We start from the raw sequence: 14,999 nt of genomic DNA on the forward strand, positions 1-14,999 counted from the left end.
GGCATGCCGACCGGACACCCCGTGCCCTCGGTCCGTCCCGCCGTGGTCGGACGGCCCGAGGGCGCGGCGCCCGCACAGGCTCCCCGGGAAACGCGGGGCCGACGGCGCGGACGGGCCTCACGCCGGCCCCGCGCCGAACGCCTCGCGCCGTACGTCCTCGTAGCGCCCGCCGTGCTCATCATCGCGGGGCTGCGGCTGTACCCGCTGGCGCTCGGGGTCAACTTCTCCTTCACCGGCGACGGCGATCGGAACGGGCAGTCGGTCGGGCTCGACAACTACGCGATCCTGTTCGACGACCCGCTGTTCCGCCAGGCCATGGAGAACGTCGGTCTGCTGGTGCTGCTCCTGCCGATCGCGGTGGCGATCCCAGGGACGCTGGCGACGTTCCTCTACCTGCGGGTGCCGGGCCACCGGTTCTACCGGAGCGTCTACTTCTTCCCGGCCGTGCTCTCTCCGGTGATCGTCGGCGCGATCTTCAACCTCCTGCTGGCCTTCGACGGTACGGTCAACGCCGTGCTCGGCGCCGTCGGCCTGGGTCCGGTCGACTGGCTCGGCGATCCGGACGTGGCCATGCTCGCCGTCGTGGGTGTGCACGTGTGGGCGACCTTCGGCATGGCGCTGGTGGTGTTCCTCGCCGGATTCTCCACCCTGGACGCCGCGCTCATCGACGCCGCGCGCATCGACGGAGCCTCACTCCCCCAGGTCGTCCGGCACGTGATCGTCCCGGGGCTGTCGCGCACCATCCAGTTCGTCTTCGTGACGACGATGATCGGGCTGCTCACGTCGATGTTCGGGCTGCTGTACGTCATGACCGGCGGCGGCCCGGAGGGCTCGACCTACCTGCCGGAGTACTACATCTGGATCCAGCAGGGGCAGATGAACCGTCCGGCGCTCGCCTCAGCCGCCTCCACCGTCCTCTTCGGCGTGATGCTCGTGGTGGGGCTGCTCCAGATCGCCGTGCTTCGCCGCTCGGGAAGGGAGGACTGATGTCCCGCACCCGAATCGGCCGATGGCTCATCACGGTCCCGATGGCCGCCCTCGCGGTGGCGACGATCTACCCGCTGGTGTTCACCGCCAACGTCGCGTCCAAGACTCGGCACGAGTACGTCCTCGACCGCTTCTCCCCCGCCGAGGCACCGCGTCTGGAGAACTTCGCGACCGCGTGGAACAGCGCCGGCATGGCACGTTACTTCGTCAACTCGGTCGTCGTCGTCTCCGGCGCGGTGGCCCTGCTCCTCCTGGTCGGATCGATGGCCGGGTTCGCGCTGAGCCGACTGCGGTTCCGCGGCTCACGGGCGCTGTTCCTCGGCTGTCTGGCGGCACTGTTCATCCCGTTCCAGGTGATCATGGTGCCGCTCGCCAGGACCATGGGACAGATCGGCCTCATGGACACCTACCCCGGATTGATCCTCGCCTACACCGCGCAGTTCCTGCCCTTCACGATCTTCCTGATGACCAGCTACTACAGCGGCATTCCGGCTGAGATCATCGACGCGGCCAGGATCGACGGGAACTCCGTGTACGGCGTGTACCTGCGGATCATGCTGCCCCTCGGCCGGCCGGCCCTACTGTCGGTCGGCATCCTCAACGCCCTGTTCTGCTGGAACGACGTGCTCATCGCGCTGCTCATGATGCCCTCGCCCGACCACCGCACCCTGATGGTCGGCGTCACCTCGCTGCGCGGCCAGTACTCCGCCGACATCCCGACGTTCGCGGCAGGAGTGCTCATCGCCGCACTGCCGGTCCTGCTGCTCTATCTGTTCTTCCAGCGCCAGATCGCCACCGGCATCACCGCCGGCTCCACGAAGGGTTGACATGAGGATCACCGGCTACCGCACACTGACGACAGTCCAGGAGTGGGACAGGCCCGTCGGTGACGCCAACGGCGTCTTCGCCGACGGTGTCACCACCGTGCCGATCATCTTGGTCGACACCGACGAAGGCGTCACCGGCGTCGGCCTGGGATCCCACGTCGAGTTGGACACCGTCTTCGCCGCCGTCGAAGGCCAGGACCCGCGCTCGGTGACCGCGCTGTACGACCGGATGCTGCGCCACACCTTCAAGGCGGGACACGCCGGAGCCGTGTTCGGGACCGTCGGCGCGATCGACACCGCACTGTGGGACATCAAGGCGCAGGCGGCGGACGAGCCGCTGTGGCGCCTCCTCGGCGGACGCGACCGGACCGTCCCGGCCTACGCCTCCGGGCTCGACATCGGATTGGACGACGACGGACTCGCCGCAGCCTACCGCCTCTACGCCGAGCGCGGCCTGCGGGCCGCCAAGCTCAAAGGCGGACTCGACGTCGAACGGGACCGGCACCGGCTGAACCTGGTGCGCGAGGTGCTGGCTGGAACGGGGCCCGGGGCCCGCCCGGGCCTGATGCTCGACGCGAACGAGGCCTGGACGCGCAAGGAGGCGGTCCGCCACGTCCGCGAGCTCGAGCGCACCATCGATCTGCTCTGGATCGAGGAACCCGTACGGCGCTGGGACGCCGAAGGCCTGGCCGTGGTCCAGCGCGGTGTGCGCGCTTCAGTAGCGAGCGGTGAGAACCTCACCGGACTCGAACAGTACCTCCCGTTGCTGAAGGCCGGCGGGCTCGACATCGTGCAGGCGGCGGCGGTCGGCGGGGTCACCCACTTCCTGCGCGTCGCCGCTCTCGCCCACGCCCACGACCTCCCCGTCAGCCCGATCGGGAACATCCCGGTCGGGCTGCTCCACGCCGCGACCTCCGTGCCCAACCACATCGGCAGCGAACTGCAGGACCTCAGGCCGCCTGTCGGCCTCGCCGTCGATCTGGACATCGAGGACGGCGCCTTCGTCCTCGGTGACACTCCCGGCCTGGGCATCAAGGTCGACGAGTCCGCCATAGCGGTCGTCTCGCCGCCCACCGGCCCCAGGCCCGAGGGCCCCAACATCCGCCCGGAGCACGCCGGACAGCGCCTGCTCCCCTCCCAAGAACCCGATCCCCCCATCCACAACTGATCGCTCACCGCAACGCAGAAGGAGAAAGAACCATGCGGTACTCACCCCCGCTCCGCACACGCGCGGCCGCGCTGGCCGCCATCGGCGTCCTGGCGGCCACCGGAGCATTCGTCGGTCTCGCGGTCGCCCCGGCCCAGGCCCAGGAAGCCCCCGCGTATGAATTCTTCGTCGCCCCGAACGGCGACGACGGCGGACCCGGCACCGTCGACGAGCCGCTCGGCTCCCTTGAGGAGGCACAGCAGCGGGCTCGCCGGGCCGCCGCTGCGGGCGACGGCGACGTGGCCGTGACCCTCCTGGACGGCACCTTCCGGCTCGACTCCCCGCTCCGATTCGAAGCGGCCGACTCCGGACGCAACGGCTACACCGTGACCTGGCGCGCCGCCCCCGACGCCGAACCCGTCGTGACCGGTGCCCAGCCCGTCACCGGCTGGGTACTCGACGACGCCGCCTCGGGCGTCTACCGGGCAGAGGTCGGCACCGGCTTCGACTCCAGGCAGCTCTATGTCGACGGTGTCATGGCCCGGCGCGCCCGCCTCAGTCTGTCCCCTTCGGACATCTCGCTCAACTCGAGCGGGTTCACCGTCCAGAACCAGAACCTCGGCTGGCTCTCCGGCCTGCCCGACCAGCGGCGCATCGAACTCCTCGCGTACCTGACGTGGAGCACCCGGATCACCCCGGTGGATGCCATCTCCGGCGCGACGGTCACGATGCGGCAGCCCGCCTGGGACAACAACACCTGGGGATGGGACACGATCCAGAACCCGTACGTGGGCCCTCGGTTCTTCCTGGTGAACTCCAGGAGCTTCCTCGACGAGCCCGGAGAGTGGTACCTGGACCCGAACGCCGGAACGCTGTACTACAAGCCGCTGCAGGGCCAAGACCTGGCGAACGCCAATGTCGAATTGCCCCGGCTCGAGACTTTGATCGAGGTCGGCGGCACCTACGACCAGCCGGTCCACGATCTCCGATTCGAGGGGCTGACGTTCACCGGCACCTCCTGGCTCCACCCGAACTCCTCCGACGGCTACGCGAACCAGCAGACCGGGACCTTCCTCACCGGGCACCAGCCACACCGGCCGGCCGACGCGTTCGACACCTGCTCGCGCGGCTGCTACGAATTCGAGGGCTCCCGCAACAACTGGTCGCAGACACCCGCGGCCGTGCAGGTCTCGGCGGCCGAGCACATCTCGTTCGCCGACAACACCTTCGTGAACCTCGGCTCGATCGGACTGGGCATCGGCAACGACGCCAACGCCCACGCCTCCGGCGTCGGCCTCGGCGCCCATGACGTGTCGGTCGTCGGCAACACCTTCACCGAGAGCGCCGGCGGCGGCATCGCGGTCGGCGGGGTCCGCCCCGACGCGCACCACCCCTCGGACGAGCGCATGGTCAACCGCGACATCCTGATCAGCGACAACAGCGTCTACTCGACGGCGCTCGAATACCTCGACAACGTCGCGATCCTCGCCACCTACGCCACCCGGCTCACGATCGAGCACAACTACATCGCCCACATGCCGTACAGCGGCATCGGCGTCGGTTACGGCTGGGGCGCCAACGACCCGGGCGGAAGCCAGGAGTACGTCGACCGCGGACTCTACGACTTCCAGCCGGTCTACGACTCGCCCACGACGCTCACCGACGTCCACATCGTCGGCAACCACCTCGTCGATACGGTGAACTCGCTGTGGGACGCGGGATGCATCTACACGCTCTCAGCGCAGCCGAACAGCACGATCGAGGGGAACTTCTGCGACGGCTCCGGTCAGCTCGGCTTGTACTTCGACGAGGGCTCCCGCTATTTCAACGTGAGCCGCAACGTCTTGATGAACACCACGGACCAGTGGGCCCACGCGAACATCGCCGGCGGCCACAACACCGGCGACCTTACCTTGACCGGGAACTACTCGACCAATTCGGCGATCACCGGCATCCCCCATGGAGAGCGCGGGAACACGGTCCAGAACAACACCGTCTTCTCCGCCGGCGCCGTCCCGCCCGAGGCCGCCGAGATCATGGCGAACGCGGGCCCGACCAGTGGTGGCCCGAACCCCACCTCCGGCGAGCTGCGCGGCGCGGGTTCGAACCGGTGCCTGGACGTGCCCGACCAGTCGACCGAGAACGGAACGCAGTTGCATATCTGGGACTGCAACGGCGGATCCAACCAGCAGTGGACCTACACCACGGCCGGTGAGCTGAGCGTCTACTCAGGCGGCACCCGCAAGTGCCTGGACGCCGACGGCGGCGGGACCGCCGACGGCACCGCGGCGATCATCTGGACCTGTCACGGCGGCACGAACCAGCGGTGGAGCCTCAACGCCGACGGCTCCATCACGAGCGCGCAGTCAGGACTGTGCCTCGACGTGTCGGGCGCCGCGATCGCCAACGGCAGCCAGGTGCAACTGTGGTCCTGCCATGGCGGATCCAACCAGCGGTGGGACCTCGCCTGACCGTCCTCGGAGGAGGAAGAGGAGGTGACCGACCGCAATGGGGAATGATCGATTCAAATCCGCGAGCATATGGGACGTCGCAAAACTGGCCGGCGTCTCGGGGATGACCGTATCCCGGGTCGTCAACCGGTCCCCGCGTGTCACCGACGCGACTCGCGACAGCGTCCTGGCCGCGATCGAGCAGTTGGGCTATCGGCCCAACCGTCTGGCACGGGCCCTGGTCGAGCGTGCACCGCTGTCGGTCACCGTCCTCACTTCCGACACCTCGCTGTACGCGACCGGCGAGACGATCCGCGGCGTCGAAGAGGTCGCGCGACAGGCGGGGTTCTCGGTCTCGGTCGCGGTCCTCGACCCCGACCGGCCGAATGAGGAAGCCGATCTCACGGCGCTGCTCCCCCACGCCGAGGCGCCGACGATCGTGATCGCCCAGGACGAGGCCACCACCGAGGCCGCGCGCATCCTGCGCCGCGTGCAGCCGCTGTCCACCGTCGCGGTGGGGAGCGAGGACCTGGTGGAAGGGCCGGAGGCGGCGGACAGGGTCGTCGGCTTCGACGACCGGGCCGTCGCCGCCGAGGCCACGCGCTTTCTGGTCGGTCTCGGACACCGGACCGTCCACCATCTGGCGGTACGGTCCAGCACTCACCGTGTGCTCGGGTGGGCTTCGGCACTGCTGGAAGCGGATAGGGCTGTCCCGCCCGCCGTCGAATGCGGCTGGATGATTCCCTCGGCCCACGAGGCCGCCCGCCCACTCGTGACCGATCAGGACGTCACCGCGATCCTGTGCGGCACCGACGAACTCGCCATCGGGGTGCTGCGTGCGGCCCGGGAGGCGGGACGGGATGTGCCGGGCGATCTGAGCGTCGTCGGCTTCGACGACTGCCCGTTCGCCGCCTACCTCACTCCGGCGCTCACCACCGTGGCCCTGGACTACCGGGGAATCGGACGCGGCGCCTTCGAGATGCTCCGGCTTCGTCTCGAAGGCGCCTCGGTCCCGGATGAGCCGGCCTGGAAAGCTCCCGAACTCATCGTCCGAGAGACTTCGGGCCCGCCCGGTCGGACGGCGGTTCGCATTGGTCCCGCGTCGTCGACAGGTTGAGTCGGGGAGCCCCGGCCCCGGCTCGGGCCGCCGGGGCTCCCCGCGTATCTCGCACGGCGTGGTCTGCCGTCAATTCGAGCTAAAAGCGGCGTCGAACGCGGCCTCCGGCAGGTCGAAGGCGAGTCGACGGACGTGCTCCAGCACCTCGGGGGCTCCCACGAGGCGGTCCATGCCAGCGTCCTCCCACTCGATGGAGATCGGCCCGTCGTAGCCGATGGCGTTGAGCATGCGGAAGCATCGGGGAAGTGAACAGGTTGCCGGACGGGATCGTGTAGCCGCCGTCGTCCTCGGGTGGATGCGCAGGACCTTCCCGTTGAGGACGTTCGAGTTGGCGGACGTGCGCTGCGCGTCCCGGTACTGGCGGCCCGGCTGCTCGTCGATCGGCGGAGCATCCCGAATTCCTGTCCTGTATAGACGTCGACGTGGCCGGCCGTCGCCGTCGACCCGTCGGGTCGGATGATGCGCACGTCGCCGCCGCGGTCGACGTAGAAGACCCGGCCGTCGTCGGCGATATCGAGTTTCATCGGGTTGAGCGTGGACTCGTCGAGCGCCACCTTCTCGAAGCCGTCGGGCTGCGACGCGCCGCAGTCGGCGGCCGCCGCTCCCGCCGCGGTCTGAATGCCGCCGAGCAGATGGTCGAGAAAGGCCGGCTCGCTGTACGACTCGGTGGTGTGGCCGAGCCCGGTGAACCAGGACCGGCCGCCGTCGTAGTCGTGGCACCAGGCGATCGGGTGCTCGGCGCCCATCGCTCCCGAGCCGGGGTCGTAGGAGCCCTCGTCCAGGGAGGCGAGCACGTGTACGTCGTCGCGCGGGCTGGCCTGGAAGTTGTACCACTCGTCGAAGCGTTCCCAGAGCGGATCGAGGTGCGCGGTCGACGGGTGCGCGAGATCCTCCACTTTGACGGTCGCGGTCTGTGGGGCCGGGTGGCTGTTGAAGTACGCGCCGACCAGTTCGCCGTACCACGACCAGTCGTATTCGGTGTCTGATGCGGCGTGGACGCCGACATAGCCGCCGCCGGCCTGGATGTAGCGTTCGAACGCGCCCTGCTGGGCGTTGTCGAGAACGTCCCCGGTGGTGTTGAGCCAGATGACCACGTCGTACTGGGCGAGGTTGTCGTCAATGAACTGCCCCGAGTCCTCGGTAGTGTCCACTTCAAAGCCGTTCTCGGCGGCGAGGTTCTCGATGGCGGCGATGCCGTCGGGTATGGCGTCGTGTCGGAATCCGGCAGTCTCGCTGTAGACCAGCGCCGTGAACGGATCGGCCTGCTGTGCGGAGGTCTCTTCCTCGATCGCCGACGCCGGGGCGGCGACCGTGAGGAGCGAGGCTGCCAGCGCGGTGGCGAAGACGCCTGTCGCGGCGCGCCTTCGGGGTCTGGAGAGATTCACGATGATGTCCCTTCCTGCAGTGATATCGGGCTGCGGTGGCGGGCCGACTCGACGGCCGCGTGGAGTACTCGCTGTGTCCTGAGAGCGTCGGCGAAGTCCGGGAGCGGCACTCGCGGTGCTCCCCCGCCGAGCACGGCGAGGATGTCGGCGGCCTGGTTGATGAACGTGTGCTCGTAGCCGAGGCCGTGACCGTCGGGCCACCAGGCCTGGGCGTAGGTGTGGCCGTCGCCGCCTCGGGTGACGTCGATCGTGGTCCAGCCTCGGACGGCGGGTTCGGCTTCCGTGCTGTAAAAGCCGAGTTCGTTCATCCGCTCGAAGTCGAACCGGAGCGCGCCCTTCTCTCCGTGAATCTCGAACCGGTTGGCATTGTGGTAGCCGGTGGCGAGGCGGGTGGACTCGAAACTCGCCAGAGCGCCGCCGCTCATCCGGGCGAGGAACAGCACCGCGTCGTCCACGGTGCTCTTGCCCTTGGCGCCGGTGGTCCCGGCCTCTCAGTAGGGGCCGTAGCGGTGGGCCGCCTCCTTGAATTGGCGCGGAGGCGGCCCACGCGTTCGGGAAAAGCCAGTGCTACTTCGAGGCGTCCCAGGCCCCTTGGTAGATCTCGACGTACCGGTCGGCGCCGAGATCGGTGAGGTGCTGCTGGAACGCGGCCCAGTCCTCGTCGCTCTCGATGTCCCTGATGCCGGTGACGAACTCCGCGCTCGCTTGGACGACGAAGTTCTCCACATTGGTCTGGACGGTCGCGAGCTCCGTCGCGGTCTCACCTGTGATCTTGACGTCCCAGTAAGGGAACAAGTCGTCGGACTCGTGGCCCTCATAGAGCGTCGTGGCCTCGAACAGGCGTCGTTCATAGCCTTCGGCGCTGTAGATGTCGGTCGAGGTGACCTGGCTGTTGCGGAACTCCGCGTCGCTGAAGAACTGCGCTATCGGGCCCCAGGAGTTGTTCAGTCCCTCACCCTCGGGAGGCGTGAGGACTTCGAAGCTCGGCTCGAGGGTCTCGTCGAGGGCCACATCGCCCTCCTCGGGCCTGGCCCAGTTGACCCCCTCGACACCGAACTCGCCCAGAAGGTGACCCTCGTACGAGACCATGAAGTCCAAGATCTGCATGAGCTTCTTCTGCTTGGCCTCACTGGAGCGGTTCGTGATGACGAAGGTGGCGCCGGGCGCGGCGCCGGCTCCGCCGGCGCTCCAGAACGTGTCGCTGCCCTTCGGGCCGGTCAACGGCGGGATCGCGTCGTACTGCCTGTAGCGCCCGCCCTCGCTGTCCTCGGTGACGAACCACGGGTGCATTATGGCGACCGATCCGAGGATCACGCCCTCCGCGCTGTTGCCCTTGGCACTGAGGGCATCGCCGTTCTGCGTGAAGGCGCCCTCGTCGATCAGCCCGTCCTCGTACAGGGAGGTGACGTAGGAGATCCCGGCGCGCCATTCGTCGAGGGTCGGCTGCAGGACGACCTCGTCGCCGTCGGTGCCGAGTGAGGCGGGGGTCACGCCTTCCGCGTTCGAGTACATCTCCGCGGTGTAGACGAACGGGTTCATCAGGTACGAGAGGAGCGAACTGCCGCCCGACGCGGAGAGGGGGATCTCGTCGGCTTCGCCGTTGCCGTTGGGGTCCTGCCTCTTGAACGCCTCCAGCACCGTCCGCAGCTCTTCAGGCGTGGTGGGCTGCTCCAAGCCGAGTGTGTCCAGCCAGGCGGAGTTCATCCACAGCTTTGAAGGGTAGGAGCAGTGGTAGCAGTCGTTCCACGCGGGAATGCCCCAGATGGTCCCGTCCGGCGACGTGGCGAGTTCCTTGAATCCGGGTTCCTTCTCGAACGCGGCGGTGAGGTTCGGAGTGTCCTCGCCGATCAGGTCGTCGAGCGGCACGATCACGCCCTGGCCGCCGAGCCTCACCAACTCCTCGTCGCTGAACTGGTCGATCCACGGGATGAGCATGTAGGCGTCCGGGTAGTCGCCGCTGGCGAGAGAGATCTGGCGCTTCTCGGCGGCGGCGGTGCCGTCCCAGGTGGTCGTCTCGAACTCGAGTTCGACGTCGAATTTCTCCTCGATCACCTTCGTGAACGCGTTCTCTTCCAGGTCCACCTCGGCGTCCTGGGGGGCGAAGATGGTGATCACGTCGTCCGGAGTGGTCTCAGGCTCCGAGGTACACGCGGCGAATGCGCCGGTCGACACTGCCAATGCCGTTCCGGCCGCTGCCGCTCGGGTGAATCTGCTGGTCATCGTTGACTGCCTTTCACTGAGGAGTTGATTGCTTCGAGGGAGGATCTGGAGGCGGCCGCACTAGCCCTTCACTGAGCCGAGCATCACGCCCTTGTTGAAGTGCCGCGCCACGAACGGGTAGACGAGCAGGACGGGCACGGTCGATACGACGATGAGCGCGAACTTCATCAGGTCGGCCATCTGTTCGGCCGCCAGTTGGTCCGAGATGTTCGTCCCCGCGGTGTTGTTGACGATCAAGATGTTCCGCAACACGAGCTGGAGTGGATAGAGTTCCTCGCTTCGCAGGTAGATCAAGGCGCTGAAGTATGAGTTCCACTGCCCGATGCCGTACATGAGCGCGATGACCGCCAGCAGGGGCTTCGACAGCGGTAGCACCACTGACCACAGGAAGCGCAGGTCCGAGGCGCCGTCGAGCTGGGCAGCCTCGTACAACTCGTCCGGTATCGAGGAGCGGAAGAAGGTCATCGCGATGAGCACCTGCCAGGCCCCGATCGCGACGGGGAGGATCAGCGCCCACCGCGTGTCCAGCAGACCGAGGGCCCGCACGACCATGTAGGTCGGGATCAGGCCGCCGCTGAACAGCATCGTGAACAACACGCCCGCGATGAGGACCCGCCGCCCCACGAGCTCGGTGCGCGAGAGGGGGTAGGCGATCATCACCGTGAGGGTGACGCTGACGAGCGTGCCGACCACGGCGTAGAACAGCGAGTTGCCGAAGCCGGTGAGGACGTCCCTGTTACTCAACACCGCTTCGTATCCGATGAGCGTGAAGTCCACCGGCCACAGGAACACCCGCCCGCCCGACACCGCCGCGGGACTCGAGAAGGAACTGGCGACGATGTTGATCAGCGGAATGAGCACGACGAGCAGGAAGGTCGTCAGGAGGATGTACACCCCTGCCATGAAGACCCGGTCGGTGGTGGTGTCGTGGACGCGGGTGCGGCGCCGTCCCCGTGCCTTCTGGCGCACGGTCTCCGGCTCGGCTTCGAGGTCCGCGCGGTTCGCGGTCTTGAGAGTCATTGCATGCGCTCCCTTCACCACAGTCCGTTGCCGGTCACGCGCTTGGAGACGGTGTTGACGGTCAGCAGCAGAATGAGGTTGATGACGGAGCTGAACAGCCCGATCGCCGTCGCGAGGCTGAAGTCGGCGCTGAGCAGGCCGATCTTGTACGTGTAGGTCGCGATGATCTCGGACTGCGAGAGGTTGAGCGGGTTCTGCAGCAAGAACGCCTTCTCGAAACCGACCGCCATGATGTTGCCGACACTCAGGATCATCACCACGACCACGGTGGGCGCGATGCCGGGCAGGTCGATATGCCAGATCTTCTGGAGGCGGCTGGCGCCGTCGAGACGGGCGGCCTCGTACAGGCTCGGGTTGACGCCCGCCAGGGCGGCCATGAAGATGATCGCCGAGTACCCGGCGGTCTGCCAGACGTCGCTCCAGACATAGACGTGCCGGAAGGAGTTCGGATCGGCCAGGAGGTTCTCCGACATCCCGAAGAAGCCGAGGAAGTCGGCCAGGAACCCGATCCGGGGCGACAGGATCAAGATGATCATCGAGACGACGATGACCGTCGAGATGAAGTGCGGGGCGTAGGTGACCATCTGGACGGTCCGCTGGAAGAAGCGCAGCCGGACTTCGTTGAGGGCCAGGGCCAGGATGACGGGAATAGGGAATCCGGCCAGGAATCCGTAGAGGCTCAGCACCAGCGTGTTGCGGATGAGGTCCCAGGCGATCGGGTTGGCGAAGAAGCGCTCGAAGTTCGCCAGCCCGGCCCAGGGACTGTTCCAGACGCCGTCGACCACGTTGTAGTCCTTGAACGCGATCACGTTGTTCGCCATCGGGAGGTAATGGAAGATGACGAAGTAGGCGACGGGGAGGATGAGCAGCACGTAGAGCTGCCAATGCCGGCGCAGCTTGCGCCCGCGGGTCTTTCGGCGGCGTTCGCGGAGCGGGGTCGCGGCCGGGGCCCCCGCTGACGCGCTCACCGCTCCGCCCCCGATTGCCACAAGGACATCACCGCCCACGGTGCGAGTTCGACATCGAGGTCGAGCACGCCGGACTCGGGCACGGTCAGCGTGTATCGGAGGAGCGCGTCCGCGATGGTGCTCAGGAACCGGCTCTCCTCACGGGACGGGTTGATCGGGCTTCCCAGCCGGTACCAGGCCTCGGCGGGGTTTCCGTGCTCCCAGTCCACGATCTCGACGAAGAAGACGGTGCCCGGCTCGAGTCCACTGATCGAATGCCGGATCCGCCGGCTCGGGCCCATGTCCGCCAGTGCGCGGGTCTCCTGGTACGAGCCCGCCGAGCCGACTGCCTTCGTACCCATGTCGTCGGGGTAGTTGAAGAACACGGCCGACACCGCCGACGTCCGGCTGTCGCGGGACACGGCACCGTGGGGCGTGGTGAGGAGCAGCCGGTCGCCGAGTCGATGGAGCATCCTGAGCGCGTGGTAGGTGGGCTTGTGGACGCCGGCCTCGTTCACCAGGCCGAACCCTCCGTGGAACGGTCCGATACCGGCGCCTCCCTCCTCGAACACGTCGGTGAAGGCCCAGTAGGAGATCGAGTCGGCGAGTGCGGCGCACTGGAGGTACGAGCGCGTGATCGAGGCGGCCGCGAACACGGTGTCGTGCATGCGGTCGCGGGAGGACGGGGTCGTCGACCACTCCGTTATGTGGATCTCCGCGTCGGGATAGGCGCTGTCCGCGATGAGCTTCCGCAGGAGGGTGAGGTCGTCGAGGGTCGCATCGGCGTAGCGGGAGATGTGCACGCCGGCTCCGTCGGAGTCGAACGCGAAGTCGGTCGGGTACAGGTGGGTCGTGACGAAGTCGACCGGGACCGCTCGCTTCTCGCACCAGGCCAGGAAGTCCTCGATCCACACCGGACGCCAGTCGAGCGCGTCCACGTCGTCGGCGGCGGCCGTCTCGTGAGTCTTGGAGCGGTCTTCGAACTCGCCCTTATAGCGGTCGTCGGGGACGAAGACGCTCGTGGAGGGTCCGCCGACCAGCAGGTCGGAGTCGATCCGCTTGATCGCATTCACGGTCTGCTCATAGAGCTCGAAGTACTCGGTCTTCGTTCCGGTCCAGAAGTGGGGCACCAGGTTCGGCTCGTTCCACACCTCGAACCGCCACCTGCGGACCTCGGCGAGTCCATACCGGCCGATCCAGTGCTCGACCGTCCGCGTCACCATCTCGGTCCAGCGGGACATGTCCTTGGGCGGGCTGCAGTGCGCGCGCCACCAGAACAGCGTCTCGGTCTCGGTCGCGAGTTCGCGGGGCATGAAGCCCAGTTCCACGAACGGGCGGGCTCCGGTGTCCAAGATAAAGTCGAACACCTTGTCCACATAGCTGAACGTGTGGACCGGTGACTCCAGGGGCGTGTTCGGGCCGAAACCGCCGCCGTCGCTCTCCCGGTAGACGAACATGTCGTCGTGGAACAGCCCGTGGAAGCGGATGTAGCGGAACCCGAGCGTGTCGACGGCCTCGGCGAACTGCCGCTGCCAGTCCGCGCGCAGCGCTTCGTTCGCCCGTCCGGCGCCGACGCATTCGCTCCAGACGTGCGGCAGGGCCTTCTCCTCGTGCGACTCGCCGTCGATGCGGATTCGGGATTCGGACGCACTCGTGCCTGTCATGGTCTCACTTCGTTTCGGATCGTTCGAAAATATTTCGAAAACTATTCGACTGCTCGTCACACTACCGCGCGACATCAATCGAAGTCAATTGCCACTTTGGCGTGCGGATTCTCGTGCATTCGGAGGCTGGACGAGGGGCCATGGTAGGCTCGAAAAACTTTCGAACAGTGAAAGGAACCGCGATGGCTCGTCGACCCCATTCCAGGAGAGTCACCTTGGCGGATGTCGCACGGACGGCCGGCGTCTCCTCGGCGACCGCCTCGAAGGTCCTGAACGGACGCGGCGACGTAGCGGTCGGCACCAGGGACCACGTCCTCCGCGTCATCAACGAGCTCGGCTACAGACCGACGACGGAACGGCGGGAGCGCGTGCGGGATCGAGCCCTGGTCACGGTGCTCGACTTCGTGGAGTCGCGCTACGCCGGAACGGTGCTCCAAGGCATTCTCGTCGCCGCGACGTCCGCCGAAACCGAGCTCCTCCTCCGGCTTCCGCCCGATCGGTTGATCGGCACGGGCCCCGACGCGTCTTACGCCTGGCTCGCGGGGCTGCAGGCGGCGGGCGCCGTCGGCATCATCGAACTCGCCGTCGCCGTCGCCGATCCGGTGCTCGACGCCGCGAAGGAGCTGGAGTTGCCGGTGGTGACGATCGACCCGATCGACGCGACGGACTCCCGCGTCGTCAGCATCGGCTCCACCAACTGGGAAGGTGGCCGCTCGGCGACCGAGCACGTGCTCGGATTCGGCCACCGCAGGATCGCCTGGATCGGCGGCCCGCTCAGCTCCTCTCCCTCATCCGAGCGCTTCCACGGGTACCAGGCCGCCCTCGACGCCGCTGGCCTCACGCCGGATCGAGCATTGGTCCACCACGACACGTTCTCCGTCGAGGCGGGATTCAGGCACGGCCGTGACCTCCTCGCGCTCACGGCCCGGCCGACGGCCATCGTCGCGGGCAACGACGAAATCGCCATCGGCGTCCTCGCCGCCGCCAAGGAACTGGGAATCGACGTCCCAGGCGAGCTGTCGGTCACGGGATTCGACGACACGCCGCAGACGGAGTGGACCACGCCGAGTCTCACGTCCGTGCGCCAGCCGCTCGCGGGCATGGGGCGCATGGCCGTCGAGACCGTCCTCGGCATGGCGGACGGCGTCCAGCCCGCTTTCCGGCATCTCCAACTGGCGACGGCGCTCAGCGTCCGGGACTCGACGGGCCCCGCCCCCTCGGCCTGAGCGCTGCGC

11 protein-coding genes and 2 pseudogenes are annotated in these 14,999 nt (G+C 67.6%); 6 read left to right on the top strand and 7 right to left on the bottom strand.

Going from position 1 to position 14,999, the window contains the following annotated elements; genetic code table 11:
* Positions 1-3: 3 nt before the first annotated feature.
* From ACYVK3_RS14125 to ACYVK3_RS14145, 5 genes are read left to right on the top strand one after another with little or no spacing between them, the layout of a single operon-like run.
* Positions 4-987 carry a carbohydrate ABC transporter permease gene (locus ACYVK3_RS14125; protein ID WP_460497970.1) on the top strand — a complete coding sequence of 328 codons (984 nt, stop codon included), beginning with the start codon at positions 4-6 and terminating at the stop codon, positions 985-987.
* Entirely contained in the window at positions 987-1,814 is an 828-nt protein-coding gene (locus ACYVK3_RS14130; protein ID WP_460497971.1) for a carbohydrate ABC transporter permease, read from the top strand. Before ACYVK3_RS14125 ends, ACYVK3_RS14130 begins: the two co-directional genes overlap by 1 nt.
* 1 nt (position 1,815) lies before the next feature.
* Positions 1,816-2,982, top strand: a complete 1,167-nt coding sequence (locus ACYVK3_RS14135; RefSeq protein ID WP_460497972.1) for a mandelate racemase/muconate lactonizing enzyme family protein — start codon at positions 1,816-1,818, stop codon at positions 2,980-2,982.
* A 32-nt stretch (positions 2,983-3,014) separates the two neighbouring features.
* Positions 3,015-5,432 (top strand): lectin, encoded by a 2,418-nt coding sequence (locus tag ACYVK3_RS14140; RefSeq protein WP_460497973.1) that lies wholly within the window; start codon positions 3,015-3,017, stop codon positions 5,430-5,432.
* Between the two features lie 37 nt (positions 5,433-5,469).
* A complete protein-coding gene (locus tag ACYVK3_RS14145) occupies positions 5,470-6,528 on the top strand; it encodes a LacI family DNA-binding transcriptional regulator (protein WP_460497974.1) in 1,059 nt (352 codons plus the stop codon).
* Positions 6,529-6,597: 69 nt separating this feature from the next.
* Here ACYVK3_RS14145 and ACYVK3_RS14150 read toward each other — a convergent pair.
* From ACYVK3_RS14150 to ACYVK3_RS14180, 7 genes and pseudogenes are all read right to left on the bottom strand, one after another.
* A pseudogene (locus tag ACYVK3_RS14150) lies at positions 6,598-6,765 on the bottom strand (sugar phosphate isomerase/epimerase); the annotation flags it as partial.
* Positions 6,766-7,202: 437 nt separating this feature from the next.
* Positions 7,203-7,913, bottom strand: a pseudogene (locus tag ACYVK3_RS14155) (ThuA domain-containing protein); the annotation flags it as partial.
* Positions 7,910-8,368 (bottom strand): Gfo/Idh/MocA family oxidoreductase, encoded by a 459-nt coding sequence (locus ACYVK3_RS14160; protein ID WP_460497975.1) that lies wholly within the window; start codon positions 8,366-8,368, stop codon positions 7,910-7,912. The gene ACYVK3_RS14160 and the pseudogene ACYVK3_RS14155, both read right to left, overlap by 4 nt.
* Before the next feature lie 112 nt (positions 8,369-8,480).
* Positions 8,481-10,133 (bottom strand): type 2 periplasmic-binding domain-containing protein, encoded by a 1,653-nt coding sequence (locus tag ACYVK3_RS14165; RefSeq protein WP_460497976.1) that lies wholly within the window; start codon positions 10,131-10,133, stop codon positions 8,481-8,483.
* Between the two features lie 60 nt (positions 10,134-10,193).
* Positions 10,194-11,153: a carbohydrate ABC transporter permease gene (locus ACYVK3_RS14170; RefSeq protein ID WP_460497977.1), complete on the bottom strand. Its 960-nt coding sequence runs from the start codon at positions 11,151-11,153 to the stop codon at positions 10,194-10,196.
* A 14-nt stretch (positions 11,154-11,167) separates the two neighbouring features.
* A complete protein-coding gene (locus tag ACYVK3_RS14175) occupies positions 11,168-12,121 on the bottom strand; it encodes an ABC transporter permease (protein WP_460497978.1) in 954 nt (317 codons plus the stop codon).
* Positions 12,118-13,764, bottom strand: coding sequence for a GH39 family glycosyl hydrolase (locus ACYVK3_RS14180; RefSeq protein ID WP_460497979.1), 1,647 nt, complete (start codon positions 13,762-13,764; stop codon positions 12,118-12,120). The genes ACYVK3_RS14175 and ACYVK3_RS14180 overlap by 4 nt, the downstream gene beginning before the upstream one ends.
* Before the next feature lie 215 nt (positions 13,765-13,979).
* Between ACYVK3_RS14180 and ACYVK3_RS14185 the strand changes: the two genes are divergently transcribed.
* The gene (locus ACYVK3_RS14185; RefSeq protein ID WP_460497980.1) at positions 13,980-14,990 is read left to right on the top strand and encodes a LacI family DNA-binding transcriptional regulator; all 1,011 of its coding nucleotides are present in this window, start codon (positions 13,980-13,982) and stop codon (positions 14,988-14,990) included.
* The last annotated feature ends 9 nt before the right edge of the window (positions 14,991-14,999 follow it).

This window comes from Glycomyces tarimensis (assembly GCF_054776215.1).

What these genes read in the sequence shown, in the direction of transcription:
- ACYVK3_RS14125 (WP_460497970.1), top strand. Translation starts at nt 4, where the DNA reads ATGCCGACCGGACACCCCGTGCCCTCGGTCCGTCCCGCCGTGGTCGGA.
- ACYVK3_RS14130 (WP_460497971.1), top strand. Translation starts at nt 987, where the DNA reads ATGTCCCGCACCCGAATCGGCCGATGGCTCATCACGGTCCCGATGGCC.
- ACYVK3_RS14135 (WP_460497972.1), top strand. Translation starts at nt 1,816, where the DNA reads ATGAGGATCACCGGCTACCGCACACTGACGACAGTCCAGGAGTGGGAC.
- ACYVK3_RS14140 (WP_460497973.1), top strand. Translation starts at nt 3,015, where the DNA reads ATGCGGTACTCACCCCCGCTCCGCACACGCGCGGCCGCGCTGGCCGCC.
- ACYVK3_RS14145 (WP_460497974.1), top strand. Translation starts at nt 5,470, where the DNA reads ATGGGGAATGATCGATTCAAATCCGCGAGCATATGGGACGTCGCAAAA.
- ACYVK3_RS14165 (WP_460497976.1), bottom strand. Translation starts at nt 10,133, where the DNA reads ATGACCAGCAGATTCACCCGAGCGGCAGCGGCCGGAACGGCATTGGCA.
- ACYVK3_RS14170 (WP_460497977.1), bottom strand. Translation starts at nt 11,153, where the DNA reads ATGACTCTCAAGACCGCGAACCGCGCGGACCTCGAAGCCGAGCCGGAG.
- ACYVK3_RS14180 (WP_460497979.1), bottom strand. Translation starts at nt 13,764, where the DNA reads ATGACAGGCACGAGTGCGTCCGAATCCCGAATCCGCATCGACGGCGAG.